Source organism: Amycolatopsis sp. NPDC114505, assembly GCF_055633615.1.
Genome location: NZ_JBVKDV010000001.1, coordinates 1,986,857 through 2,011,900 on the forward strand (window position 1 = coordinate 1,986,857; position 25,044 = coordinate 2,011,900).

Annotated in this window: 20 protein-coding genes and 2 tRNA genes; 18 read left to right on the forward strand and 4 right to left on the reverse strand. The window is 70.7% G+C overall.

The genetic code is table 11. From position 1 onward, the window contains the following. Positions 1 to 60: 60 nt before the first annotated feature. On the reverse strand, positions 61 to 1,560 hold the full coding sequence (locus ACZ7OU_RS09980; protein WP_470242315.1) for a threonine/serine exporter family protein: 1,500 nt from the start codon (positions 1,558 to 1,560) through the stop codon (positions 61 to 63). 170 nt (positions 1,561 to 1,730) lie between these two features. On the opposite strand from ACZ7OU_RS09980, the gene ACZ7OU_RS09985 reads away from it, so the two are divergent. Next, positions 1,731 to 1,803: transfer RNA gene (locus tag ACZ7OU_RS09985), tRNA-Thr, on the forward strand. Between the two features lie 469 nt (positions 1,804 to 2,272). Then, on the forward strand, positions 2,273 to 3,280 hold the full coding sequence (locus ACZ7OU_RS09990) for an ABC transporter substrate-binding protein (RefSeq protein ID WP_470242314.1): 1,008 nt from the start codon (positions 2,273 to 2,275) through the stop codon (positions 3,278 to 3,280). 85 nt (positions 3,281 to 3,365) lie between these two features. On the opposite strand, the gene mdlC is transcribed toward ACZ7OU_RS09990, so the two are convergent. Then, complete coding sequence (gene mdlC / locus ACZ7OU_RS09995) at positions 3,366 to 4,952, reverse strand: benzoylformate decarboxylase (RefSeq protein ID WP_470254817.1); 1,587 nt, start codon at positions 4,950 to 4,952, stop codon at positions 3,366 to 3,368. Between the two features lie 258 nt (positions 4,953 to 5,210). Between mdlC and ACZ7OU_RS10000 the strand changes: the two genes are divergently transcribed. From ACZ7OU_RS10000 to ACZ7OU_RS10015, 4 genes are all read left to right on the forward strand, one after another. Continuing rightward, positions 5,211 to 5,293 (forward strand) — tRNA-Tyr (locus ACZ7OU_RS10000). Positions 5,294 to 5,449: 156 nt separating this feature from the next. Beyond that, a complete protein-coding gene (locus tag ACZ7OU_RS10005; RefSeq protein WP_470254818.1) occupies positions 5,450 to 6,310 on the forward strand; it encodes an alpha/beta fold hydrolase in 861 nt (286 codons plus the stop codon). A gap of 105 nt (positions 6,311 to 6,415) precedes the next feature. Then, positions 6,416 to 7,819, forward strand: coding sequence for an MFS transporter (locus ACZ7OU_RS10010; protein ID WP_470254819.1), 1,404 nt, complete (start codon positions 6,416 to 6,418; stop codon positions 7,817 to 7,819). Positions 7,820 to 7,833: 14 nt separating this feature from the next. Beyond that, positions 7,834 to 8,457 carry a TetR/AcrR family transcriptional regulator gene (locus ACZ7OU_RS10015; protein WP_470254820.1) on the forward strand — a complete coding sequence of 208 codons (624 nt, stop codon included), beginning with the start codon at positions 7,834 to 7,836 and terminating at the stop codon, positions 8,455 to 8,457. 16 nt (positions 8,458 to 8,473) lie between these two features. Here ACZ7OU_RS10015 and ACZ7OU_RS10020 read toward each other — a convergent pair whose 3' ends face one another. Beyond that, on the reverse strand, positions 8,474 to 8,632 hold the full coding sequence (locus ACZ7OU_RS10020; protein ID WP_470254821.1) for a hypothetical protein: 159 nt from the start codon (positions 8,630 to 8,632) through the stop codon (positions 8,474 to 8,476). A gap of 278 nt (positions 8,633 to 8,910) precedes the next feature. Here ACZ7OU_RS10020 and ACZ7OU_RS10025 point away from each other — a divergent pair, with 278 nt between their 5' ends. Then, positions 8,911 to 9,165 (forward strand): hypothetical protein, encoded by a 255-nt coding sequence (locus ACZ7OU_RS10025; protein WP_470254822.1) that lies wholly within the window; start codon positions 8,911 to 8,913, stop codon positions 9,163 to 9,165. Here ACZ7OU_RS10025 and ACZ7OU_RS10030 read toward each other — a convergent pair whose 3' ends face one another. Beyond that, positions 9,166 to 11,364 (reverse strand): helix-turn-helix domain-containing protein, encoded by a 2,199-nt coding sequence (locus tag ACZ7OU_RS10030; RefSeq protein WP_470254823.1) that lies wholly within the window; start codon positions 11,362 to 11,364, stop codon positions 9,166 to 9,168. A gap of 327 nt (positions 11,365 to 11,691) precedes the next feature. On the opposite strand from ACZ7OU_RS10030, the gene ACZ7OU_RS10035 reads away from it, so the two are divergent. The 11 genes from ACZ7OU_RS10035 (at position 11,692) to ACZ7OU_RS10085 (ending at position 25,036) form a co-directional block, all read left to right on the forward strand. Further along, positions 11,692 to 12,714, forward strand: coding sequence for a hypothetical protein (locus ACZ7OU_RS10035; RefSeq protein ID WP_470254824.1), 1,023 nt, complete (start codon positions 11,692 to 11,694; stop codon positions 12,712 to 12,714). A gap of 335 nt (positions 12,715 to 13,049) precedes the next feature. Further along, positions 13,050 to 13,628 (forward strand): TerD family protein, encoded by a 579-nt coding sequence (locus ACZ7OU_RS10040; protein WP_470242305.1) that lies wholly within the window; start codon positions 13,050 to 13,052, stop codon positions 13,626 to 13,628. A gap of 27 nt (positions 13,629 to 13,655) precedes the next feature. Next, positions 13,656 to 14,687 carry a DUF475 domain-containing protein gene (locus ACZ7OU_RS10045; protein ID WP_470254825.1) on the forward strand — a complete coding sequence of 344 codons (1,032 nt, stop codon included), beginning with the start codon at positions 13,656 to 13,658 and terminating at the stop codon, positions 14,685 to 14,687. A gap of 14 nt (positions 14,688 to 14,701) precedes the next feature. Then, positions 14,702 to 15,277, forward strand: coding sequence for a TerD family protein (locus tag ACZ7OU_RS10050; protein WP_470254826.1), 576 nt, complete (start codon positions 14,702 to 14,704; stop codon positions 15,275 to 15,277). A 41-nt stretch (positions 15,278 to 15,318) separates the two neighbouring features. Further along, the gene (locus ACZ7OU_RS10055; protein ID WP_470254827.1) at positions 15,319 to 16,539 is read left to right on the forward strand and encodes a toxic anion resistance protein; all 1,221 of its coding nucleotides are present in this window, start codon (positions 15,319 to 15,321) and stop codon (positions 16,537 to 16,539) included. Between the two features lie 4 nt (positions 16,540 to 16,543). Next, complete coding sequence (locus ACZ7OU_RS10060) at positions 16,544 to 16,978, forward strand: hypothetical protein (RefSeq protein WP_470254828.1); 435 nt, start codon at positions 16,544 to 16,546, stop codon at positions 16,976 to 16,978. Beyond that, positions 16,978 to 17,529, forward strand: a complete 552-nt coding sequence (locus ACZ7OU_RS10065) for a TerD family protein (protein WP_470242300.1) — start codon at positions 16,978 to 16,980, stop codon at positions 17,527 to 17,529. Before ACZ7OU_RS10060 ends, ACZ7OU_RS10065 begins: the two co-directional genes overlap by 1 nt. Beyond that, positions 17,526 to 18,683: a hypothetical protein gene (locus tag ACZ7OU_RS10070; RefSeq protein ID WP_470254829.1), complete on the forward strand. Its 1,158-nt coding sequence runs from the start codon at positions 17,526 to 17,528 to the stop codon at positions 18,681 to 18,683. The genes ACZ7OU_RS10065 and ACZ7OU_RS10070 overlap by 4 nt, the downstream gene beginning before the upstream one ends. Continuing rightward, complete coding sequence (locus ACZ7OU_RS10075) at positions 18,680 to 21,334, forward strand: tetratricopeptide repeat protein (protein ID WP_470254830.1); 2,655 nt, start codon at positions 18,680 to 18,682, stop codon at positions 21,332 to 21,334. Before ACZ7OU_RS10070 ends, ACZ7OU_RS10075 begins: the two co-directional genes overlap by 4 nt. A gap of 22 nt (positions 21,335 to 21,356) precedes the next feature. Further along, complete coding sequence (locus ACZ7OU_RS10080; protein WP_470254831.1) at positions 21,357 to 23,147, forward strand: protein kinase domain-containing protein; 1,791 nt, start codon at positions 21,357 to 21,359, stop codon at positions 23,145 to 23,147. A 5-nt stretch (positions 23,148 to 23,152) separates the two neighbouring features. Next, positions 23,153 to 25,036, forward strand: coding sequence for an ATP-binding cassette domain-containing protein (locus tag ACZ7OU_RS10085; RefSeq protein WP_470254832.1), 1,884 nt, complete (start codon positions 23,153 to 23,155; stop codon positions 25,034 to 25,036). The last annotated feature ends 8 nt before the right edge of the window (positions 25,037 to 25,044 follow it).

Sequence of the window (25,044 nt, forward strand, 5' to 3'; positions counted from 1 at the left end):
GGTCGCGGCCCCAGAGTGAAACCCTATCGCGTGAGCGATGAACAGCCGGTGACCGTCGGGTTACTCCAAGCGTCGATCGGCGGCTTCGAGCGGACCAGCCATGCGTGGTCCGGCGAACCGTCGCTCGAGCCTGCCCAGGCCGGTCCGTACCGGCTGGGCGAGCCATTCGCCGAGTACCACGCCCGCTGCCAGCGCAAGCCCGATCGCGACGGCCGTCATGAGCGTCGAGATGTTCCCGCCGGGCTCGACCCCGATCTGATACAGACCACGGTAGGTCGAGAGCCCCGGAAGCAGCGGAGTGATCCCGGACACGGCGACCACCAGTGGAGTAACCCCGAGCCGCCGGGCGAGCACACCACCGCAGAAACCGACGAGCGTCGCGGCGATCGCGGACGAGCTGACGCCGTCCAGCGTGGACAGCATGAGCGTGCCGTAGACGGCGGCGCCGATGGTCCCGGCCGCCGCCGCGACCAGCATCGCGCGCATCTTGGAGTACGAGGCGAGCGCGAAGCAGGCCGAGGCGCCGGCGCCGCCGATGATGACCTGCGGCAGGTGCTGCGGCGTCGAGCTGGCGACCTCCGGCAGCGGCGTGAGCGGCAGTTCGAGCAGGACGGCGATCCGCAGGGCCAGCACGACGCCGGCGATCAGCCCGGCCGACATCAGCGCGGTTTCCATGGTGCGGCCGGCGGCGGTGACGTTGTAGCCGGTGATGGCGTCCTGCACCGCCGAGACGGTGGAGAGCCCCGACAGCAGCACGGTGACCGCGGCGGCGACGACGAGCGTCGGCCGGTCGGTCGTGAGGAGGCCGCTGCTCACGATGGCCATCGCCGACAGCGTCGCGAACAGGCCGCCGACCACCTGCTGGAAGAAGAACGGCAGCGAATAGCGGTTGAGCAGCCGGCCGAGCCGGTCGATCCCGGCGCTGATCACGCCCGCGACCAGTGCGACGTCGAGGCCGCCGCCGAGCAGGACGGTGATGAAGACGGCGAGGCCGCCCCAGGCGAGCGTCGCGACCCAGCGCGGGTACGGGTGCTTCGCCGAGGTGATCCGCTCCAGCTCGGTCTGCGCCTGCTCGGCACCGACGTTCCCGCGCACGATCTGCCGGATCAGCTTCTCGGTCTCGGTCAGGCGCGTGTAGTCGAGGCTCCGGCTCCGCACGACGCGCAGCGCCGTGACGGGCGAGAGGTCACTGCCCCGGTGACAGGTGACGGTGATCGAGGTGAAGATGACGTCGACCTCGCAGTGCGGCAGCCCGAGCGCGGCGGCGATGGCGATGATCGTCGCGGTGACGTCGGAGGCGCCGGCGCCGCTGGCCATCTGGACCTCGCCGATGCGCAGGCTCAGGTCGAGGACGAAGTTGACGGTGGCCTCGTCGGGCAGCTGCGGCCCCATGGCCGCGTCGGCGTCGACGGCGGGGAACTCACCGGTGGGTGCTTCGAGGACGTGCCAGGGGCGGCGCTTGAGGAGGTTCGGGCGGTGGGCCCGGGGCCGTTGTTCGGGAGGTTCGAGGAGGGGCCATCTGGTCGTGGTGCCCCCGTTGGTGCGCTCGTTGATCTTCAAGATCCACCTCCTCGCTCTACGTCTCTCTCCCGGACCATCGACGCGGGTGTGTCCACTGTTGCAGTGGCGTGCACCACGTTGCTCCATAGTGGCCTGGAGCTGGGGATCATGCCTCTCGGGGAGATCTTCCGGATGGCCCGATACACTGGCTGCGGCGCTTCGCGCGCCACGCCGCTATAGCTCAGCTGGTAGAGCATCTGTCTTGTAAACAGAAGGTCAGGGGTTCGAGCCCCCTTGGCGGCTCCGAACGCCCGTGAATTCCGGGCGACCTCATCGACCGGTGTGAAGCGAGCCCGGATCCGATCACGCGGAGTGTCCGAATCGAAATTATCGATGGCGATCGAGCGTGCCGGCTGTCTCGCTGAAATGTCCGAAGTGCTCACCGGCCGGTGAAATCGATCCCGCTGGTGTGACAGCGTGAGCACCCTTGTCGCGCTCGTCCGGTCGGGTCAGTTCTTGTCATCTCATATTCCAGATCTGGGTCCTACGCTGGGTGAACGGCTACGACGTGTGGAGTAGCCGGCCTAGACCAGAGGCCAAAAGAGTGATGCGAGTCACCCTCTTGGGTGTTGATCGCACCCGTTGTGAGCAAGCGGTCACCTTCTCTACAGTGGCCCGCGTGACTCCGGAGATCGAGTCACGCACTTCCATCGGATTCGGTTCACGAACCGTCACCTTTTTGAACAAGGAGCAGGCCTTGCTTGGAAACGCCATGAGCAGTGGCCGGGTGCGCACTCGCCGCGCCGCGCTCGGGCTCGCCCTCACCGTCGCAGCCGCCACTGCCCTCACCGGCTGCAGCGCGCTCGGCTCGAGCGACTCGAACGCGTCGTCGACCGGCGGCGGCTTGGAAAAGACGAAGATCAAGGTCGCGATCCTGCCCACCGTCGACACCGCTCCGTTGTGGCTCGCCCAGGACGCCGGCTTCTTCAAGGCCGAAGGCCTCGAGGTCGAGGCCGTCATGGCCGCGAGTGGCCAGGCGGCACTGACGAAGGCGGTTTCCGGCGAAACCGACATCGCGATCTCGAGCTACATGCCGTTCTTCGTCGCGAAGAGCACGGGCGCGGCCGACATCCAGCTCGTCGCGGACGCGACCTCGGTCAGCCCGAAGTCCGTCGCGATCGTCACCGCGCCGAACTCGCCGGTGAAGACGGTCAACGACCTCGCCGGCAAGCGGATCGCGATGACCGCCCGCAACACGGCGAGCGACCTGCTGGCCAAGTCGCTGATGAAGGACCACGGCGTCGACATCGAGAAGGTGAACTGGGTCCCGATGCCGTTCCCGAACGTCGCGGCGGCGCTGGCGCAGGGTCAGGTCGACGCGGCCCTGCTGCCCGAGCCGTTCCTCTCGCAGGCCGCCAAGACCGCGGGCGCGATCCCGGTGATCGACGTCAACACCGGCGCGACGCAGGACTTCCCGCTGTCGGGCTACGGCGCGTCCTCGAAGTGGGTGCAGGCGAACCCGAAGACCCTCGCGGCCTTCCAGCGCGCCCTGCAGAAGGCGACCAGCGAGACGAACCGTGACCGGTCCAAGATCGAGCCGCTGCTGGTGAAGTACGCGAAGATCGACGAGGACTCGTCCAAGCTGCTCAGCCTGCCCAGCTTCGGTGCCACGCTGGACGCCCGGCGCCTGCAGCGGGTGCCCGACCTGATGCTCCAGATGGGCGCGATCACGACCAAGGTCGACGCCGCGGCGATGATCGCCCCGCAGGCGACCACCTGATCCACCGCTAAAACGTTCCACGGCCTGGCCGGCTCCCTCTCGCTCCGAGAAGAAGCCGGCCAGGCTTTTTCGTTGCGGGGCTTGGTCAGTAGGGCGACTTCTCCGACGAGACGACCCGGATGTGCACCAGCGTCGGGCGCTTGTCGTCCAGTGCCGCGGTGAGGCCCGGGATCAGGCCGGACGGCTCGGTGATCGTCACGCCCTGGCAGCCGAGGCTCGAGGCCAGCGCGGCGAAGTCGATGCCGCCGAGCGCGGTGCCCGGCAGTTTCGCGACGCCGATCGAGTCGCCGAAGAGGCGGACGGCCGCGTACTCCGTGTTGTCGATGATCACGATGGTGACGGGGAGGTCCTGGCGCGCGGCCGTCCACAGTGCCTGGATGCCGTACATGCTGGAGCCGTCGCCGACGACGCCGACGACCTTGCGGTCCGGGCGGGCGAGTGCCGCACCGACCGCACCCGGGACGCCGTAGCCGAGCGTGCCGCTGGCGATCGTCAAGAAGCCCGTGTCGGTGTGCGTGATCGGCAGGTGGTCGTGCAGGATCCCGCGGTGGCTCGGCGCCTCTTCGACGACGATCGCGTTGTCCGGCAACAGGTCCGCGAGTGTCGAGTAGACGTACTCGCCGGTGAGCGTCTCGCCGGTGGGCTTCGCGGGACGTTCGCGCGGGGCCGGCGCGGGCCGTTCGCTTTGGGGAACGGCGTCGAGCAGGGCGCGGATGCCGAGCTTCGGCGTGGTGCGGATGCCGGTGCCTTCGGCGGCGCGGGCGAGGATCTGCTCGTCGTCGCTGACGATGAACAGCGGCGGCAGCGGAGCGTCCCCCCGTCCGCGGTCGACGTGGTAGGTGAAGGCGGGCGCGCCGAGCACGACGATGAGGTCGTGGGCGGCGAGCTTGTCGGAGATCGCGCCGCGTTCGGGATCGAGGAAACCCTGGAACAGCGGGTGGTTCTCGGGGAAGGAGCACCGGAACGACATGGGCGCGACGAACACACCGGCGTTCAGCCGTTCGGCGAGCGCGACGGTCTCGACGACGGCCGAGTCCTGGTCGACGGCGCCGCCGACGACGATCGCGGGCCGCTCACTCGCCTCGAGCGCGGCCACGAGCTCGTCGACCGCCTCGGGATCCGGTGCGTAGCCACGGATGCGCGGCCGGGAGATGGCGGGGCGTTCGGTGGTGGCGGTCCAGTCATCGGCGGGAACGGACAAGAAGACCGGCCCGGACGGCGCCTGCGTCGCGACGTGGAAAGCCCGGGAGAGCGCGGCCGGGACGTCTTCGGCGGTGGCGGGTTCGATGGACCACTTCACGTACGGCTTGGGGAATTCGGGGGCGTCGACGGCACCGAGGAAGGGTTCGTGCGGAAGGAGAGCGCGACTTTGCTGTCCGGCGATGATGATCAGCGGCGTCCGGTTGCGGTAGGCGGTGTAGAGGCTGCCGAGCCCGTGGCCGACACCGCCGGCGGAGTGCAGGTTGACGAGGACGGGGTGGCGGGTGGCCTGCGCGTAGGCGTCGGCCATGGCCACGACCGAGGATTCCTGAAGGCCGAGGACGTAGTCGAAGTCGTCGGGCCAGTCGGTGAGGAAGGGGACTTCGGTGGTGCCGGGGTTGCCGAAGACCGTGGTGAGGCCGAGTTCTCGGAGGAGTTCGCGAGTGGCGTCCAGGACCGTGCGCTTGATCATGCCGACAGATTAACGCTTAGTCTTGCGAAGCAAATCCCCCAAAGGGCCGCCGCCGGTCAAGACGCCGTGCGTTATTGCGTTGACTTGCCTCGACGGGGTGAGCGAGGATGCTTTCACGCCAAGCGAGTCGAGGAGCCGTCGTGATCTATATGTGGGAACACAAGGGCCCTCCGTCGTGACGTAGCGCGTCATCGTGCTCGCGGAGCCGCCCATCGGGAAACCGGTCCGGGCGGCTTTCTCTTGCGTGCCCGGCGATCCGGTGGAGACGGAGCTGTGGAGCTCCAGCCGGCTGTAACCCGGACGTCCTTGTGGCACAGAGGGTTCGACTCCCTCCTCCACCACTCAACGCGCGCGGTTCGGCAACCAGCAGGGCCTCATGAGCCCCGCCCACGTGGATCGACACCACGGCGCGCGACCAACCCTCCACTGTGCGGAACGCCGGAATTGTCGGTACCCCGGTTTACGCTTCCCCCGAGTCCCGGACCAGGGGAGGAACCATGACCACCACGCACGTACTGGAAACGCCCGAGGCCGACGTCGTCTACGACATCCGCGGGCCCGCCGACAGCTCCGGGCCACCGCTGCTGATGGTCGGGCAACCCATGGACGCGAGCGGGTTCACCACCCTCGCCTCGTACTTCCCCGACCGGACCGTCGTCACCTATGACCCGCGCGGGCTCGGGCGCAGCGTCCGCAAAGACGGGCGGGAGGACCATGTGCCCGCCACCCAGGCGGGTGACCTTCACCGCGTCATCCAGGCTCTCGGCGCCGGCCCGGTCGAGGTGTTCGGGAGCAGCGGGGGCGCCATTGCCTCGCTCGCGCTCGTCACCGCCTATCCCGATGACGTCAGCACCCTCGTCGCGCACGAGCCGCCGCTTGTCAGGGTGTTGCCCGATGCTGCCGCCGCCGAGCGGGCCGGGAAGGCCATGCGGGACGCCTACCTGGCTCGGGGCTTCGGCGCCGGCATGGCGGCCTTCATCACGATGACCTCGTGGAAGGGCGAATTCACCGACGACTACTTCGCGCTGCCCGCGGCGGACCCGGCCCAGTTCGGCATGCCGACCGAGGACGACGGCCGCCGCGACGACCCGTTGCTGTCCGACCGCTCCTTGGCCGTCACGGCCTACCGGCTGGACGTCGACGCGCTGAACGCGGCGCCGACGCGGGTCGTGATCGCGGTGGGCGAAGAGTCCGTCGACGTCATGACCGGACGCACCGCGCTCGCCACCGCCGAACGCCTCGGCCAGGAGGCGGTGGTGTTCCCCAGCCACCACGGCGGCTTCCTCGGCGGCGACTACGGCTACGCCGGTCAGCCCGAAGCCTTCGCGCAGAAGCTCCGGGAGGTCCTCGAAGACTGACGGTCTCACCTCGACGACTGACCCAATCAAACAACTAGTTGACAGAGTAGGTCGACTGGCTGATTATTGCTGCGTCGGGTACGCCGGTGGAGCAAGGGGGACGTCGTGGAGAAGCACGCGCTCAGGTGGTGGGCACTGGCGGTCGCCGTGCTGGCCGTCCTGGTGGACATGATCGACAACCAGATCGTCGCGGTCGCGCTGCCGACCGTCCAACGCGAGCTCGGCACCGGAGACGCCGCGCTGCAGTGGATTTCGGCCGGGTACGCGCTCGGGTTCGCGCTGACGCTGATCACCGGCGGCCGCCTGGGCGACCGCCACGGCACGAAGAAGCTGTTCGTGGCCGGGATGCTCGTGTTCACCGCCGCGTCGCTCGCCGCCGGGCTCGCCGGGCACGTCGGCGTGCTGATCGCCGCGCGCGGGGTGCAGGGCGTCGGGTCCGGGCTGATGGTGCCGCAGGTGCTTTCGTTCATCCACGCGGAGTTCGACGAGCGGGAGCGCCCGAAGGCGATGGCCTGGTACGCGGGCGCGTTCCCGGTCGGCGGGCTCGCCGGACCGCTGCTCGGCGGCGCGCTGACCCAGGCCGACCTGTTCGGCACCGGCTGGCGCGCGATCTTCCTGGTGAACGTGCCCGTCGGCGTGCTCGCGCTGGCCGGGGCGGCCGTCACCATGCCGAGCCGGCCCGGGTTCCTCCGGCGCCGACTGGACCTCGGCGGCCTCGCGTTGCTGACCGCGGCGCTCTTCGCGGTGTTCTACCCGTTGGTGCAGGGGCGCGAGCTGGGCTGGCCGGCCTGGTCCATCGGACTGCTGGTCGCCGCGGTCCCGCTGTTCGGCGTTTTCGTGCTGCACCAGCGGATCCAGGCTCGCCGCGGCGGCGAACCGCTGGTCCCGCCGGACCTGGTGAAGCGGCTCGCCGGCAGCCAGGCGGTCCTGTTCTGCGTCAATACCGGGGTCGGCGTCTTCTTCATCCTGACGCTGCACCTGCAGCTGGGCCTCGGGTTCTCGCCGTGGGAGGCGGCGCTGACGTTCGCGCCGTCGACGCTCGGCATCGTCGCGGGCAACGTTCTCGCCATGCGGCTCGCCCCGGCGCTCGGGCGGAAGTTCGCCGCGGGCGCCGTCGCGGTGTTGCTGGTGAGCCTGGTCGCCGTCGCCGTTCTCGTGGTGGAGCAGGGCACCGCCTTGAGCGGGTGGGCGCTGCTGGTGCCCGTGATCGGTGTCGGACTCGGCATGGGTGCGGTGCTGAACGCGCTGTTCGGCACGGCGATGGCGGAGATCCGGCCGGAGCAGGCCGGCGCGGCGTCCGGCGTCGTGAACACGACCGTCCAGCTCGGCACGGCGACCGGGATCGCGGTGTTCGGCACGGTGTTCTTCGGCCGGCTGGACGGCGGGTACGCGTCCGCGACGGCGGGCGCGCTCGCGGTCAGCGCCGGGGTGCTGGTGCTGGCGCTCGCGCTGACGACGGCGCTGCCGGCTCGTCACCCTTCTGTTCCGCAGAGTCAAGCGGTTGGTTGACGTATAGTCGCGGCGTGACCGCCTCGAAGCCTCGCCGTTCGCCGAAACCCCAGGAGCGGCAACGGGATCCGGAGCGCACCCGCCGGCTGATCCTGGAGGCGGCTGGGGCGGAGTTCGCGGCGAAGGGTTACGCGGGCGCGCGGATCGCGTCGATCGCGGGCCGCGCCGGGGTGAACCAGCAGCTGATTTCGTACTACTTCGACGGCAAGGAAGGCCTGTACCGGGCGTTGTCGGAGCAGTGGACCGAGCGGCAGCGCGAGCTCGTCGCACCCGACATGCCGCTGTCGGAGCAGGTGCGGCAGCACGCGCTGGAGGGCGTGACGGGCCGCGACGGGATGCGGCTGGTGGCATGGTCCGGCCTGGAGTACGAGAACGCCGAGACGGATCCCGACAACGAGCCGAGGACGCGGCGCCTGGCCGGGACGGTCGAGCAGATCGCGGCCATGAAGGCCGCCGGGAACCTGCCCGAGTGGGTCGACCCGGCCTGCCTGACGGTGCTGCTGATGGCGGCGGCGATGGCGCCGGTGACCCTGCCGCACATCGCCGAGGGGCTGACCGGGGCCGCCCCGGACTCGCCCGACTTCGTGCGGCGGTACGCCGACCAGCTGGCCAAGCTCGTCGAGCACCTGGGGCAGTAGGGGACCGCGCCGCGCATCAGTGCTCGACGGGCTCGGAGGTGGCGACCGCCGGCCCCTGACCGGGCGTGCTCGCCGGCGCGCTGGGGCTAGCCAGCGCCACACCGGCGACCAGCGCCAGCCCGACAAGGAAAAGCGCGGCGCGGACAAGAGCGGAAAAAGAACAGACGACCATCATGGCAGGCTCCTCGAAATGGGGATTTCGCGTTTCGCGGAATTCGGGACTGCATCAATGGTGCGCGCCGGAAGTCTGTTGCTACAAGGCGTTTCCGTTGCCCAAGAAGGTCGGAAACGCTGATCACGCGTGGGCGTCGATGGTGAGAATCCGACCGGTAAAAGGGTTGGTTCCTGCTGAACGCGTCAGAAGCCCGACAATGCGCGGGCCTTGGCAACGCGTTCCGCCGGCGCGGCGACTGCAAGGCAGAACGCCGAATTCGCCCCCGAAGAGGAGACGCCATGAGTGCGGAAGCGCAGTCACCCACCGGCCGGACCGCGGAAGTCCGGCCCTACAGCGAGGGCCGTCGTGTCGGCTACGGTCTGCTGTGGACAGCCTGGACCGTCGTCCTGACGATCGGCGGTTTCGTCCTGCTCGGGCACGGCTCGGTCTTCAGCGGGCTCATCGGCCTGGTCCTGGCCGGACTGGCCCTCCGCTACGCCTGGAGAATCTGGACCTGGCAGGCGAAACGGCTCATCTTCTTCGTCGTCTTCTGATCACGCCGCGTCGGCGAGGCGATTCCGGTATGCGGCCTCGCCGAGCACGGTGGGGTCAAGCGTGACCCGGTATTCGGCGGCCTCCGCCCACCAGCGGGCCGCCGCCTGCCCATCGCCGCGGCCTGCTGCCGTGTTGCCCAGGCCCGTCAACGCCCGCGCGCGCTCGTACTCGCTGCCCGCGTCGTCCGCCAGCTCGGCCGCTCGGCGATAACCGCGCTCGGCGTCGTCCCACTGTCCGGCGCGGAAGTGCACCCACGCTTCGCCGTTGACCGACATCGCCCGGTCGACCGGCAGCTGAGCGAGCTCGACGGCCTCGCGTGCGCTGGACAGCGCCTCGGGAAACCGGTCCAGCGCCGCCGAAGCGAGGGCGATGCCGCGCAGGGCGATGACCACGTTCCGGGTGCGGCCGGTCCGGCGGTAGACGTCCAGCACCGTCGTCAGGTCGGTCAACGTCGCTTCGGCCTCGCCGCGGTACAGGCGCGCCCACGCCAGGCTGGACAGTGCGTCGATCGCGCCGCGGTCGTCGAGGGCCTCGGCGAAGCACTCCTGGGCCTGCTGGTGGAATCGGATCGCTTCATCGACGCGACCCGACTCGATGTGGGCCATGCCCAGGTTGTTGAGGATCATCCCGGTCGCACTCAGGTCGCCGGTCGCCCGCGCGGCCTCGAGTGCGCGCTCGTGCGTCCGGATCCACGGCTCGAACAGCTTCTCCCGGAAGAAGAACGCGCGGAGCACGAAAGCGAGCTGCCAGCAGCGGTCGTGGAACCCGTGCCGGAACGCCGAATCGACGATCTCGGCCAGTGTCGGCCATTGCGCGGCCAGCCAGGCGAGCGCGCCCTCCGCGTCGGTGAACGGAACTTCGGCCGGCGCCGGGAGACCGGTGGCCGGGCGGAACCGGTAGGGCTCCGCGAGTTCGTCAGCGGCGAGCGTCGTCATGAGCGCGTGGTCGACCAGCCGTCCCACGGCGACTTCACGGTCTGCCGGCTCGACGTCGGGAAGCGCGTGCGTCGAGGCGAACATGCGCATCAGGTCGTGGAGCTCGACGTACCCCCGTTCGTCGCGGACCACCAGGTGCGCGTCGTGCAGGCGGTCCACCAGCCGGTCGGCTTCGCCGGGGCTGAGGCCCGCGAGCGCTTCGACGGCGGCGATCTCCGCGGCGGTCGCGGGGTGCAGGGCGAGCAGGCCGAGCAGCCGCCGCTGGTCGCCGGGCAGGGATTCGTAGGAAACGGTGAACGCCGTCGCGACGCTTCGCTCGCCGTCGTCCAGCGCGGCGAGCCGGGTCTTCTCGTCGGCGAGCCGGTCACGCAGTCTCGTCGCCGTCCAGCCGCCGGCGACGAACCGGGCGGCCACGATGCGAATCGCGAGGGGGAGCCGTCCGCAGTGCCGGACGAGCTCGGTCGCGACGCTTTCGTCGTCCGGCGCGTGCTCGCCCGCGACGGACCGCAGAAGCCGCACGGCGTCTTCGAGCGGCAGTACGTCGACCGGGAAGTGCCAGGCGTCGTCGAGCGCGGGGAGCCGGCCCCGGCTGGTCACCAGGATCCGGGAGGACGTCTCACCCGGGACGATCGCGCGGATCTGCTCGGCGGACCGCACGTTGTCCAGCACGAGGATCATCCGCCGGTTGCGCAGCTGGTCGCGGACCAGGTTGGCCAGGCCGTCCTCGTCGGCGGGCAGCTGGTCGGCCGAGACGTCGAGCAGCCGCAGCAGCCGGCCGAGGGCTTCGCCGGGCGAAAGCTCGCTCGCGCCCGGGGTGTGCCCGCGGAGGTCGAAGAAGAGGGAACCGTCGGGGAACGCGCTCTCGACTCGGCGGGCCGCGGCGACGGCCAGCGCCGTCTTGCCCGCTCCCGCCATTCCGTGCACCACGCCGACGCGGGCGTCGTCCGGGTCCAGCAGCAGCGCGGAAAGCGCGTCGAGCTCGGTTTCCCGGCCGACGAACCAGCGGCCGCCGTCCGGCAGCCCGGCGATGCCGCCCGCTCTGCGGCGTGCGGGTGATCCCGGTTCCGCGGCGAGGGCGAGCAGTTCTCCCTTGGCGTCGAGCGCTTGGTCGCAGGCCTTGGCCAGCTCCCGGTTCACCCGGACCTTGCCGTTCTCCACCTTGCTGAGATAGCCCTTGGTGAAATGCACGGCGGTCGCGAGGCCGGTGAGTGACATGCCGACTGACGTCCGTCGACGTTTCAATTCAGCTCCAAATTCCTGCATTGGTCAATCATCCTGTATTGGGGGATCGGGGGGAAGGACGGCCGGCGGCCCGGGCCCGCCGGCCTGTTCCTGGTCAGCCCAGCAGGGAGACCAGCTGGCCGAGCACGATGATGAGGTGCGTGTGCATCGCGTTCACCTTTCCGGATCGAATTGCTTGTTCTGCCGAGGTATTTCGGCGTCACCAGCTTCACCCGGTGAATTCGACGAGAAAAGGCGTTTCCTGTTGCCATTCAGGAGGAAACGGTGCTGACCAGTTCGACCTGCGCTGTTTCCCGGTTACGGAAACAGGTCGGAAACAGGTGACGGCTCCGTGGCGGGAGGCGGACGATGAGTACACTTCCCCGCAGCGACCAGGACGGAGGTGGCGGCTTGGCTCAGGAGGCGGCCGGCGCGAAGATCATCGCTCTCTCAACGGAGCTGAAACTGCTTCGCAAAGGTCTGGGTGTCCAAGCGAAGAACCTGCCCGGTGAGGTCGGCGAAGAACTGCGCGCGGTGTGCGGTGTTCGTGAAGACGACAGCCCGGGAACCGTCCGCGCCAAGGTCGTCGCCCGGCTGCGCGCCCTGATCGAAAAACTGCCCGAATCGCAGCGGAAGACCGCGCGGATCGTGCTGGGCATCGACACCGGCGCGAACGAGCGCTACACCGCGCGCCTCGAACTGCTGGGCAGCGGGGCCGACCGCAACATCCGCACGATGCAACGTCGTGCCGACGACGTCCTCTACCTCATCGCCGAAGCCGCGTACGAAGCGCCCGCGGCGTTCGGGGGCACGCCGGTGACCAGCCAGGGCCCGTGGCACACGTCGGCGCTGGCCGTCCGGCTGACCCTCGCCGGCGCCGCCGCCGAGGTCTTCGAAACGCGGCAGATCGTCAGCCACGTCGCCGGGCTCGCGGAAATCGAGCACGGGGTCTCCCTCGCGCGCCCGGTCAGCACGACCGGTGAGCCCGACCTCCTCGGCCTCGGCATCGACGTCGTCTCGGGCGGCGAGGTGCATTCCGTGCGCATGGTCTCGTCCACCCGGGTGGCGTTCCGCCTGCGTCCCCCGCGGCCTTTGGACGCCGGTGACCAGCACGAGTTCTTCTTCCGCGTCCGGCTGGAAGAGCTGCCGGCGCCGTTCTACTGCTGCACGCCGGAATTCCCGTGCGAGAGCTTCGAGCTCAATGTCCGGTTCGACCGGAACGAGCCGCCGCAGCGGATCTGGCGCATCGACGGCGACCTCTCCAAGGACGCGGGCGACCCGGTGCCGGCCCGCAAGCCGCTCTTCCTCGACAACGCGGGCGAAGTGCACACCGGTTTCCACGACCTCCAGCCCGCGAGGTCCTACGGGGTGGGCTGGCAGCCGGCCACCTGACCGGCCGTGCGGGGTGCGCGCCATGCTCCTCCTCGCGTGAGCGCCTTCTTCCAGCGTGCCGTATCCGGCCGGGGAAAGCCGCGTCGGAAACACGACAAAAACGCGACGCTTCCGGCCAGGCGCCCGGCAATGGTGACGATCTGGTCAAGCGCGGTGTCGCCGGTAACGTGCTGAGCTGATCCGGCGACTGGGAATGATATCCGCCGTCGATCGGCGGTACCGGAAAAACGCAAAGCGCTCTTCCGGGTAACGGAAACCATTCTTCTGCCGACACCGGTGGACGTCGTGAATGCACGCGTCGTCACCGGTGAATTCTCGGCGACCGAGGAGGAAAAATGGGCGTGAGCCTGAGCAAGGGTGGCAACGTTTCGCTGACCAAGGAGGCGCCCGGGCTGAGCGCGGTCACCGTCGGCCTCGGCTGGGACGAGCGGACCACGAGCGGCGAGGAGTTCGACCTCGACGCGAGCGCGATCGCGCTCGGGACCGACGGCAACGCGTTGTCCGAAAAGCACTTCGTCTTCTTCAACAACCTGACCACACCGGACGGTGCGGTGCGGCACACCGGCGACAACCTCACCGGCGGCGGGGACGGCGACGACGAGCAGATCACCGTCGACCTCGCGAACCTGCCGGCCGAGATCGACAAGATCGTGTTCCCGGTTTCCATCTACGAAGCCGAATCGCGCGGCCAGGCCTTCGGGCAGGTGCGCAACGCCTTCATCCGCGTCGTGAACCAGGCCGACAGTGCCGAACTGGCCCGGTACGACCTCTCCGAAGACGCGTCCACGGAGACCGCGATGGTCTTCGGCGAGCTCTACCGCAACGGCGGCGACTGGAAGTTCCGGGCCGTCGGCCAGGGCTACACCTCGGGCCTGGCCGGAATCGCCAAGGACTACGGGATCAACGCGGTCTGACCGGCTCACGGACACGGGAGTGAAATCGTGCTGAAGACATTCGGCGGATCGCTGGCGATCACGGCGGCCGGCCTGCTGCTGGCGTTCTGGTACGGCGGAACGCTCGGGCTCGCCGTCGTCGCCGTGCTCGCGGTGCTGGAGATCTCCCTGTCCTTCGACAACGCCGTCGTGAACGCCGGCGTGCTCGGGCGGATGAACCGGAAGTGGCAGCGGCTGTTCCTGACGGTCGGCATCCTGGTGGCGGTCGTCGGGATGCGGTTGCTGTTCCCGGTCGTGGTGGTGTGCCTGACCGCGAAGCTGTCGCCGGCGGCGGCCTACCACCTCGCGATGGCCGGCGGCGACATCCACACCCCGGGTACGTACGCCTTCGTCCTGCACGAAGCGCACCCGGCCATCGCGGCCTTCGGCGGTGTCTTCCTGCTGATGCTCTTCCTGAACTACATCTTCGAGGAGCGCGAGCTCACCTGGCTGTCGTGGCTCGAGCGCCCGCTCGCCCGGATCGGCCGCCTGAAGCAGATCTCGGTGGTCGTCGCGGCCGGCGTGCTCCTGCTGACCGCGGACTTCCTCGCTCCGGCGGGAAAGCCGGTCAGTGTCCTCGTCTCCGGCGCGCTCGGCCTCATCACCTACCTGCTCGTGAGCGGGCTGAGCGAGCTGTTCGAACCGGACGAAGGCGGTGGCCATCCGGTGGTCGTCGCCGGCAAGGGCGCGTTCGTCCTGTTCCTCTACCTCGAGGTGATGGACGCGAGCTTCAGCTTCGACGGCGTCGTCGGCGCGTTCGCGATCACGTCCGACCCGGTCGTCATCGCGATCGGGCTCGGCATCGGCGCCGCCTACATCCGCGCGCTCACGGTGTTCCTCGTCCGCAACGGGACGCTCAACGAATACGCCTACCTCGAACACGGCGCGCAGTGGGCGATCGGCGCGCTCGCCGTGCTCCTGCTCTGCACCATCCGCTACGAGGTGCCCGAGATCGTCACCGGGCTGGTCGGCGTCGGGTTCATCGGCACGGCACTGCTGTCGTCGGTCGTCCGGAACCGGCGGCTGGCCCTCACCCCTTGAGAAAGGACACGAAAATGACTGTGACACTGAGCAAGGGCGAGCGCGTCTCGCTGACCAAGGCCGACGGGCACACGCTCACGCGGGTCCGGATGGGACTCGGCTGGGACGCGATGCGCAAGCGCGGCCTGTTCGGCAGCCGGGCGCAGACCATCGACCTCGACGCGTCGGCGCTGCTCTTCGACGCGGGCGACAAGCTCGTCGACCAGGTCTGGTTCAAGCAGCTGAACAGCACCGACGGCTCGGTGCGCCACACCGGCGACAACCTCACCGGTGAGGGCGAGGGCGACGACGAGTCGATCCGCGTCGACCTCGGCCGGGTCCCCGTGCAGGTCACCACGATCGTCTTCACCGTCAACTCCTTCACCGGCCAGGACTTCTCCCAGATCGAGAACGCCTACTGCCGGCTCGTCGACGAGACGAACGAGGGCGAGATCGCCCGCTACGACCTCTCGGGGTCCGGCCGGCACACCGCCCAGATCATGGCGAAGCTGACCCGCGAACCCGGCGGCTGGGCGATGACCGCCATCGGCGTGGCCGCCACCGGCCGGACGTTCCGCGACCTGCTGCCCGCCGTGTCCCGGCACCTCTGACGGCGACCGGCGACCCAGACCCAGAACCAGGAGGTGTTCCGATGTCGGATCTCGAGCTCGGCGGGCCACCGTCGCAGCCGGTCATGCAGCAACCGGCCGGGAGCGGGCTGTTCCTCGCGCCGCCGGCCCCGGTCCGGGTCGTCGAACAGCAGGACGCGGCCGGCGCCGTGCCGATGGACCCCGCGAAACGCGCTGAGCTGCAGCGGAAGGCCCGCGCGTTCGTCGCGGAACTGGCCGAGCTGGACTTCCACTCGCCGGTCTACGCCCAGAAGATCCAGGGCATCACGTCGATGGGCGACCGGGACATGCGGGCGGCGGCGGGGATGTCGAACCGGATGCTCGACCGGCCCGCCGCCAAGCTGCCGGGCAAGGGCGTGCCCCGCGACGACGCGCAGGCCCGCGTGTCGGCGACGCTCATCGACCTGCGCTCGACGATCACCGAGCTCGACCCGAACCGGGCCGACCTCAAGGGCGTGCGCCGGCTGCTGAAGTTCCTGCCCGGCGGCGACCGCGTCGACCGGTACTTCGCCAAGTACCAGACCGCGCAGTCGCACATCGACGCCATCATCCGGTCGCTCGACTCCGGCCAGGACGAGCTCCGCAAGGACAACGCGAGCATCGACACGGAGAAGGCCAACCTCTGGGCCACGATGGGCAAGCTCACCGAGTACAACGAGCTCGCCGGCGCGCTCGACGCCGAGATCGAGCGGAAGGTCTCGGACCTCCAGGCGCTCGGCCGGACGGAAGAAGCGGACACGCTCAAGTCCGACGCGCTGTTCGGCGTCCGCCAGCGGCGGCAGGACATCCTGACCCAGATGGCGGTCGCCGTGCAGGGGTACATGGCCCTCGACCTGGTGCGCCGCAACAACATCGAGCTCATCAAGGGTGTCGACCGGGCGCAGACGACCACCATCTCGGCGTTGCGCACCGCGGTCATCGTCTCGCAGGCGCTGGCCCGCCAAAAGCTCGTCCTGCAGCAGGTCACGGCCCTCAACGCGACGACGTCGGACCTGATCGAGGCGACGTCGCGCCAGCTCCAGCAGCAGGGCGCCGAGATCAACCAGCAGGCGGCGTCGTCGACGATCGAGATCGGGAAGCTGCAGGCGGCGTTCGACAACGTCTTCGCGACCATGGACGCGCTGGACACGTTCCGGGCGCAGGCGACGGACTCGATGGCGGACACGGTGGCCGCGCTGCAGGGCCAGCTCGACCGCGCCAAGCCGTACCTCGAGCGCACCCGCCGGCACGACGGCACGAGGTGAGCCGATGGCCTGGCTGCGCAGGGAAACCGGGCTCGTCCCGGTGCTCGCCGACGCACCTCCGGACGACACGCCGGAGGCGCTGCGGGCCGAGCTCGCGTCGCTGATCCGGTTCGTCAACGCGCGTTCGGGCCGGCTGCCGCCGTCCGCCGTGGTCACCGCGCGGGAGATCACCGACGTGCTGGCCGAGCTCCTCGGCGACGGCGAGGCGCCGGACATCCACACGCGCGTGGCGATCGCCGGAATCGTGACCGACCACCTGCCGACAACCCTGGAAGCGGTCATCCGGGCCGGCGACACCGCGAACGGATCCCTGCTCGAAGCGCTGCTGGACGAGGCGATCTCGCTCCAGGACGCCGAACGCGGCCGGGCCACGGACGCCTTGCGCACCCAGGAGACGTTCCTCCGCAGCAAGTTCTCGAACTCCGACTTGGACCTGTGATGGCTGCACTCAGACGCGGCTCGAACGTCGAGCTGACCCGCGAGATCCCGGATCTGCCCGGCATCGTCCTCGGCGTCCGGTGGGAGGCGGGCCCGGAACCGGCACTGGCCGACAGCCTGGTCATGGCCGCGATCCTCTGCGACGGCGCGCGGCGGGCCCGTTCGGCCGAGGACTTCGTCTTCTTCAACCAGCTGACCGAGCCGAGCCGATCGGTGGCACTGACCGGCGACGACGCCGAGCAGGTGGAAGTCGTCTTCGGCGCGGTCCCCGACGAGGTGTCGCGGATCGTCGCGGTGTTGTACGTCAACGAGGGCAACGGCCTGCGCCGCGGCCTCGGCCGGCTGCGGACGCTGACGGTGCGCGGGCTCGACCCCCGCGACGACCGCGAGCTGGTCCGATCGGAGAACCTGGCGCCCGCTCTCGACGGTGAGACGGCGCTGGCGCTGGGCGAGGTGTACCGGCACCACGGCGGCTGGAAGTTCAAGGTGCTCGGCGAGGGTTACCGGGCGGGGATCGCGGAGCTGGCCGGGGATTACGGGGTTTTGCGATGACTCTGGATTTTACGGCGCCCGCTGGGGCGGGGGTGCGGGCGGATCTGCCGTTCCTCCGGCGGCGGCGCGGGGTGGCTGCGCCGGTGGTGGGGGGTGCGTCGGTGGACCTTGGGGCCGAGCCGGTGGTGGGTGCTTCGCTTGACCTCGATGCCGAGCCGGCGGTGGTGGGCGGCGCTTCGCTGGATCTCGCCCGATCCGCGTCGCCGGACGCCCGGCCCGCGCCGGCTCGGCGGGCCGGGCGGCCGGTGGTGGCTGGCGATGCGTTGCCGGATCTCGGTGGTGCGCCGGTCGATGCGTCGCTGGATCTAGATGCCGAGCCGGTGGTGGTGGGCGGCGCTTCGCTGGAGCTCGACCGATCCGCGCCGCCGGACGCCCGGCCCGCGCCGGCTCGGCGGGCCGGGCGGCCGGTGGTGGCTGGCGATGCGTTGCCGGATCTCGGTGGTGCGCCGGTCGATGCTTCGCTGGACCTCGATGCCGAACCGGCGGGGGTCGGCGGCGCCTCGCTCGACCTCGATGCCACACCGGCGCCCCTCTCACGGGAGAGCACCGTCCTCGACAGTGCGTCGCTCGACCTCGCCACCCGCCCGGCGCTACCGGTTCACCGGGCCGGGCGGCCCGGACGGCCCGTCGTGCGGCTCGGTGCCGGCCGGCGGCTGCAGCTCGGCGCGAAGACGCCGGCCGTCACCCTGGATCGTCGGCAAAGCGCAATCGGGCTGCTGACCGTCGAAGCCGTCAGCGGGGCCGCAACACTCGGCTGCGCCTACGAACTGGCCGACGGCCGGTCCGCCTACCTCGGCTCCGGGACGACCGCGTCGCGCACGCCGTTCCTCGCCGTGCGGCGGCGGTCGGTGGCGGCCGATCTGCGGCAGGTCCGGCAGCTCGTGCGGCTCGTCGTGATCGCGGTGTTCCCGCCCGCCGCGGCACCGCCCGGGCTGCTTGTCGTGTCCACTTGGGACGGTTGCCGCATCGAGCTTCCGCTCGGGAAGGCCGGCCGCGTGACCGTGCCGCTCTCCGTCCACAACGTCGGCGGTGAGCTGGTCCTGCGGGCGGAAACGCCGGAAGCTCTCAGCTCACCACGCGCCGCCGTCGAAGCGTTCGGCTTCCGGCGGATCAGCTGGCTGGACGACTTCACCTGCTCCGGAGGTGCGGCTTGACCTACGACATCTTCCTCAGCTTTACCTGGGCGGACAGCGTCGAGGTGATCGCGCTGCAGAACGCCCTCGAAGCCGCCGGCCTGCGGGTCTTCCGGGACAAGGACATCCAGCGGTTCGAGGGCATCACCGAACGGCTCGACGCCGCTCTCGCCGAGTCGAAGGTGCTGCTCGCCTACTACTCGCGACGGTTCCCGACGCGGTACGCCTGCCAATGGGAACTGACGTCCGCCTTCCTCGCGGCGCAACGCCTCGGCGATCCCCGGCGCCGGGTGCTCGTCGTCAACCCCGAGACCGACGGCAACCACATCGCTCCGGTCGAACTGGAGGACGGCGCCTACGCGTCGTGGCCGCAGAACGATCAGGAACGCGCGGCCACCGTCAAGCGGATCGCCGAGATGGTCCGGGCCGCGGGTACTCCGCTGGGTTCGGCGCGCAGCACGGCACCGGTGCTGCCCCGGCTGCTGCGGCCCCGGCGGTTCGTCGGCCGGTACCGGCAGCTCTGGGCGATCCACAGCGCCCTGCACGCCCGCGAGCTGCCGGCCACCACGCCGCGGACGCCGGCGGCGCTCGCCGTCGTGCGGGGGTTCGCCGGGCTCGGGAAGACCAGCCTGGCCGAGCAGTACGCGTTCCTGTTCCGGGATGCCTTCCCCGGCGGGGTGCGGTGGCTGGGCCTGTTCGGCCAGGACGACCCCGTCGGCGCGCTCACCCGGTTCCACGAGCACCTCCGCGCGCTCGCGGGGGACCTCGGCGACCTGCCGCCGGACCAGGTTCGCGACGCGGTCGCCCGGCGCGTCGAAGCCGCCGGGGAACCGCAGCTGTGGATCATCGACGACGTCCCGTCGGAGCTGCCGGCCGACGTGCTCGACCAGCTCGTGATGCCGACGTCGTTCGTCCGGACGGTGCTCACCACGCGGTCCGGCAACCCGGACTGGCCCGCTCCCGTCGTCGACCTGACCGGCTTGTCCGCGGACGAAGGTTCCGTGCTGTACACGGAAATCGCCGGGTCCGACGACCCCGAAGAGCTCGCGGCGGTGCGACGGCTCGTCGAACGGTGTGGTGGCCACCCGATCGTCCTCACGAGCGTGGTCACCGCGTATCGCGACCGCCGGGGTGCGGTCGGCTTCGCCGAGGCCCTCGACTCCGTTCCGGACACCGCCGCGGACGTCCTGCGGCAGGCGGTCGGCGAGTGCACGCCGACCGCGCGACGGATCCTGCACATCGCGGCCGCGATCTCCCGGGCACCCGTCCCGGCCGACCTGGTGCGACGCGTGCTGCCGGGCGAACCGGTCGCCGACGCGGTCGCCGAGCTCGCCCGGCGCGCGCTGCTGATCCACCTCGGGACCGAGTGGGACATCCACGCCCTGATCCGTGACGCCGCGGGCGTCGACGACGACCTCACGCGCGCGACCGCGACGGCCGTGCTCGAGCTGACCGAGGACGCCGGACGCCTCCACCGGCACGCCGCGGCGCTCGCCGGGCACGACTGCGTCCCCGCCGGTCAGCGTGCCCGCTTGCTGCGGATCGGGCTGGACTGGTTCCGCGGACGGGGCGACGTCGTGGCCGCGCGGGAAGCGGCCCAGCGGATCCTGGCCGCGGACGCCGGGCCGGCCGACCGCGTCGCCGCGGCCGAGGCGCTGGTCGACGCCGGTGACTTCGAGGAGGCCGTCAAGGTTTGCCGCCCGCTCGTGGACTCCGGGGACGCGTTCCGCGCCCGGCTCACCTGCGCCCGCGCGCTCGACCAGCTGGGGCGGTTCGCGGAAGCGGACCCGATCTGGCCGGACTCGGTGCCGGACGGCGAAGAGCCCGAGGCGCGGGTGCACCTGGCCGTCGCGAAGCGGATGCGCGGACGCTTCCGGGAGGCGCTCGCCTTCATCGAGGTCGACGACCCGGATCCACGGGCCCGGCTCGAACTGGCCCGGTTGCGGATCATCTTCGGTGAGCTCAAGCAAGCGCGGAAGACCGCCGAAGCGATCGTCCACGAGTACGACACGCCGGACCACGAGCGGCATCCGCTGCGGCTGGAGGCGATGGGCGTGCACGCCGAAGCCGAGATGTCGCTGGAGCTCACCGAACTCAAGCTGCGCGACGAGAACTGGGACGCGCTGGAAGCTCAGCTGCGGTCCGCGCGGGACGAGCTGATCGGGTTGCTGGGGAAGGAGAGCCCGCTCGCCTTGGCGGCCGGTGTCCGATGCGCGCGCACGTCGGTCACCCGTGGTCGCCCGAACCGGGCGTTGCGGGAGTTCGCGGAACTGGAAAAGCCGGTGCGGGACGTGTTCCACGAGCACCACCCGCTGCACCACTGGCTGCGCTACTCCACCGCGCAGGCACACGGGCAGCTCAAGCAGTACGACAAGGTCGCCGGCATCCTCCGGCCGCTGCTGGAAAAGCAGCGGGAGTCGATCGGGCCGTTCCACCCGGACACCATGCGGACCCAGCTCGACCTCGGCATCGCGCTCGCGATGACCGGCCACAAGGACGAAGCGGTCCCGCTCGTCGCCGAGGCCGACCGGAGCATCGGCGGCTCTCTCGGCTGGCAGGCCGAACTCCGGAACCGCGCCGGCGTCACCCGGGCGCTCATGAACCTCCCGCCGTTCGCGTGGCGGCTCTTCTCCGGTTTCGACGGACTCTTCGGGAACAAGCCCGAAGACTGAGTTTCTTTTGGAGGTCCCGCAGATGGAAAAGGCGTTGGGCAGCCGGTACCGGCTGGGCGACCAGCTGGGCACGGGTGCGATGGGGCGGGTCTTCGCCGGCTCCGACGAGCAGGGGAAGGCCTACGCCTTCAAGGTGCTGCGCGACGAGCTCGTCGAGGATCCCGAGCTGGTGGCGCGGTTCCTGCAGGAACGGTCCATCCTGGTCGGGCTGCGGCACCCGAACCTCGTCGGCGTGCACGACCTGGTCGTCGAGGGCGAGACCGTCGCGATCGTGATGGACCTGGTCGGCGGCGGTGATCTCCGGGCCCGGCTGACGGCGGAGAAGTCGTTGCTGCCGGCCGAAGTCGCGCGCATCGGAGCCGGGGTGGCGGCGGCGCTCGCGGCCGTGCACCGGGCCGGCGTCGTGCACCGCGACGTCAAGCCGGAGAACGTCCTGATGGACGGGACCGTGCCGCGCCTGACGGACTTCGGCATCTCGCGGCTGGCGACCGCCACCGACCTGGGCCGCCGGTCGCTGCTGGTCGGGACCCCGCAGTACCTCGCCCCGGAACTGGGCAAGGGCCTCGAAGCGACGCCCGCGTCGGACCTGTACTCGCTCGGCATCCTGTTGTACGAGCTGTGCTGCGGGGTGACGCCGTTCGCCGGGCAGTCGACGTTCGCCGTGATCCGGCTGCACGAGAGCGCGTTGCCGGGCCGCCCCGCCGGCGTGCCCGACCAGCTGTGGGACGTCCTTTCGTGGCTGATGGCGAAGCGGCCGTCGGACCGGCCCGACTCCGCCCAGCAGGTCGCGACCATCCTGGACGCGCTGGTGCTGGAGCTGATGAAGGAGCCGCTCGTCCTCCCGCTCGCCACCCCGCCGCCCCCGGTGGCCCTCAACGAGACGGGCCTGGGTACGCAGACCGTGTACGGCACCCCGGCGCCGCCGCCCCGCCGTCCCGTCGCGACCGCTTCGCCCAGCATGCCGACAGGAGTCAACGTGTCCCCGCCGAAACGCCGTCGCCGCGGCCGGGTCGTACTGACCCTGTTCGTCGTGCTCGCCCTGCTGGCCGGTGGCTGGTTCGCCTTCCGACCCTCATCGAACGCAGGTCCGGCGCCGATCGCGGCGCCGACGACCTCCGCGCCGGCGAGTGTCGCGCCCGCCGTCGACTCGCCTTCGGTGACCACGACGGCGAAGCCCAGCGTGATGCCGGACGTGGTGGGCAAGAAGCTCGCGGACGCCCAGGACGTACTGCCCGGCATCCAAGTGACCACAGTGGACAAGATCGACGCGACGGCCGATGACGGCAAGGTGATCGAGCAGGACCCGGCCGCCGGAGCGGCGATCGGCGGAACGGTGAAGCTCACGGTCGCACGCCAGGCCCAGCTGGTCTACCTCGACTCCGTCCGTCCCGCGTCCGGCGACTGGAACAGCAGCGTCCAGAACACCAACATCGCCGGCAAGAACTACCTCCACGCCCTCGGCAGTTCGGTGGAGGTCAGCACTCAAACGCAAGGCGTCGAGTACAACATCGCCAAGGGTTTCCGCCGGTTCACCGCCACGGCGGGCATCGACGACAACGCGGGCGATTCTTCGTTGAAGATGCAGCTGGAGATTTTCGCCGACGGCCGCGAGGTGTTCAACGGGGCGGTGCCGTACGGCAGCCCGGTCCCGATCGACTTGGACATCAGTGGGGTCCTCAGGCTGCGGATCCAGTGGGAGGGCGTGACAGGAAACCGACGGGCTTGCTGCAACGCCAGCTATCTCGTGCTCGGTACCGCCGAACTGCTGGGCCTGCCCGGCGAGGTGCCGACGTCCCCGACCACGACCGGCTGACCGGCGTGTGGATCGGCAACCGGGTCCGGATCACCATCGGCCGGGCCTCCGACAACGACATCGTGCTGGGCGACCTGCAGGTCTCCCGCCGGCACGCCCGGCTGGAACGCGTCGGCGGGGCGTGGCGGCTGACCGACCTGGGTAGCCGGAACCCGACGCTGGTCAACGGCGTCCCGGTCGCCGGGCGCTCGCCGATCGCCGACGGTGACCGGATCACCGTCGGGGCCACCGATCTCCGCGTCGACGGCGACAACCTCGTCGCGACCGGCGGGGAGCGGACCCGGCTCGTGGCCGACGACGTCGGGTTCGCCGTCGGGGGCCGGTCGCTGCTTTCGGGCGTCTCGCTGGACCTGCGCCCCGGGCAACTGGTCGCCGTCGTCGGGCCGTCGGGCGCGGGGAAGTCGACGCTGCTCAAGGTGCTCTCGGGCGAGGTCGCGCCGACCAGCGGACGCATCACCTACGACGGCTACGACATGCACCGGCAGCGGTCGGCGGTGGCGCGGCGGGTCGGGGTCGTGCCGCAGGACGACGTCGTCCACACGCGGCTGACCGCCCGGAGCGCCCTGTCCTACGCGGCGAAACTGCGCCTGCCCGACGACACCGGTGCGGCGGCCCGCCGGCGCCGGGTGGCCGAGACGCTCGCCGAAGTCGAGCTGACCGAACACGCGCGCAAGCCGATCCACCGGTTGTCCGGCGGACAGCGCAAGCGCGTGTCGATCGCGCTCGAACTGCTGACCGCGCCGTCGCTGCTGATGCTGGACGAACCGACGTCCGGCCTGGATCCGGCCCTCGACAAGCAGATCATGGGCCGGCTGCGCGAGCTCGCCGACGCCGGGCGGACGGTCGTGGTGGTCACGCACAACGTCACCCACCTCGACGGCTGCGACCTCGTCCTGCTGCTCGCGCCCGGTGGCGTCCCCGTGTTCAGCGGGCGGCCCGCGGAACTGCGGGCGCGGTTCGGCACGGCCGACTGGGCCGACATCTTCCACCGCGTGGTCGCGGGGACCGCGCCGCCGCACCAGCCGGCCCCGGTGAGCCCGGCGCCGCCGCCCGAGGCGTCCGCCGAACCACCGCCGGTGCACGCCGGGCTGGGGCACCAGGTCGGCACGCTCGCCGCGCGGCACCTGCGGCTGATCTTCGCCGATCCCGGGTACGCCCTGTTCCTGCTGCTCGTCCCGGTCGTGCTGGCCGTGCTCGCGTTGGCCGTGCCCGGGCACGAAGGGCTGCGGCGGTCGCTGCCGGAGCATCCGACGGAAGCCGCGCAGATGCTCGTGCTGGTCTTCGTCGGCGCGGCGTTCATGGGGGCGGCGGCGTCGGCGCGGGAAGCCGTCGCCGAGCGGGCGATCTTCCTGCGTGAACGAGCCGTCGGCCTTCGACCCGGCGCGTACGCGCTCGCGAAGGCCGCCGTCTTCACACTGGTCGCGGCCGTGCAGTCCGCGGTGCTCGTCGGCGTCGTCACGGCGGTCAAGCCGGGGCCGGTCGACGCCGTCCTGCTGGCCCGGCCGGTCGCTGAGCTCGGAGTCGCGGTCTGGCTCACCGCGCTGGCCTCCTGTCTGCTGAGCCTGCTCGGGTCGGCGCTCGTGCGGTCGCTCGAACAGACGACGCCCGTGCTCGTCGTGACGGTGATGGCTCAGCTTGTGCTCTGCGGGGGGATGATCCCGGTCGCCGGGCGGCCGGTGCTGGCTCAGCTGTCCTGGCTCGCGCCCGCTCGGTGGGGGTATGCCGCCGGGGCTGCCACCGTGGATCTTCCGCAGGCCGGGGCGGCGGATCGGCTGTGGACGCACGACTGGCCGTGGTGGCTGGGCTCGGCCGGTGCGTTGCTGCTCACGGCCGCGGCCTGCACGGCGCTGTTCGCGGTCCGGACGAGGAGGCTGCGCCCGGAGCGGTGAAGCGGCTG

Coding starts and splice junctions, on each gene's coding strand:
- ACZ7OU_RS09990 (WP_470242314.1), top strand. CDS start 2,273: ATGAGCAGTGGCCGGGTGCGCACTCGCCGCGCCGCGCTCGGGCTCGCC.
- mdlC (WP_470254817.1), bottom strand. CDS start 4,952: ATGATCAAGCGCACGGTCCTGGACGCCACTCGCGAACTCCTCCGAGAA.
- ACZ7OU_RS10005 (WP_470254818.1), top strand. CDS start 5,450: ATGACCACCACGCACGTACTGGAAACGCCCGAGGCCGACGTCGTCTAC.
- ACZ7OU_RS10020 (WP_470254821.1), bottom strand. CDS start 8,632: ATGATGGTCGTCTGTTCTTTTTCCGCTCTTGTCCGCGCCGCGCTTTTC.
- ACZ7OU_RS10025 (WP_470254822.1), top strand. CDS start 8,911: ATGAGTGCGGAAGCGCAGTCACCCACCGGCCGGACCGCGGAAGTCCGG.
- ACZ7OU_RS10030 (WP_470254823.1), bottom strand. CDS start 11,364: ATGCAGGAATTTGGAGCTGAATTGAAACGTCGACGGACGTCAGTCGGC.
- ACZ7OU_RS10035 (WP_470254824.1), top strand. CDS start 11,692: ATGAGTACACTTCCCCGCAGCGACCAGGACGGAGGTGGCGGCTTGGCT.
- ACZ7OU_RS10040 (WP_470242305.1), top strand. CDS start 13,050: ATGGGCGTGAGCCTGAGCAAGGGTGGCAACGTTTCGCTGACCAAGGAG.
- ACZ7OU_RS10050 (WP_470254826.1), top strand. CDS start 14,702: ATGACTGTGACACTGAGCAAGGGCGAGCGCGTCTCGCTGACCAAGGCC.
- ACZ7OU_RS10055 (WP_470254827.1), top strand. CDS start 15,319: ATGTCGGATCTCGAGCTCGGCGGGCCACCGTCGCAGCCGGTCATGCAG.
- ACZ7OU_RS10060 (WP_470254828.1), top strand. CDS start 16,544: ATGGCCTGGCTGCGCAGGGAAACCGGGCTCGTCCCGGTGCTCGCCGAC.
- ACZ7OU_RS10065 (WP_470242300.1), top strand. CDS start 16,978: ATGGCTGCACTCAGACGCGGCTCGAACGTCGAGCTGACCCGCGAGATC.
- ACZ7OU_RS10070 (WP_470254829.1), top strand. CDS start 17,526: ATGACTCTGGATTTTACGGCGCCCGCTGGGGCGGGGGTGCGGGCGGAT.
- ACZ7OU_RS10080 (WP_470254831.1), top strand. CDS start 21,357: ATGGAAAAGGCGTTGGGCAGCCGGTACCGGCTGGGCGACCAGCTGGGC.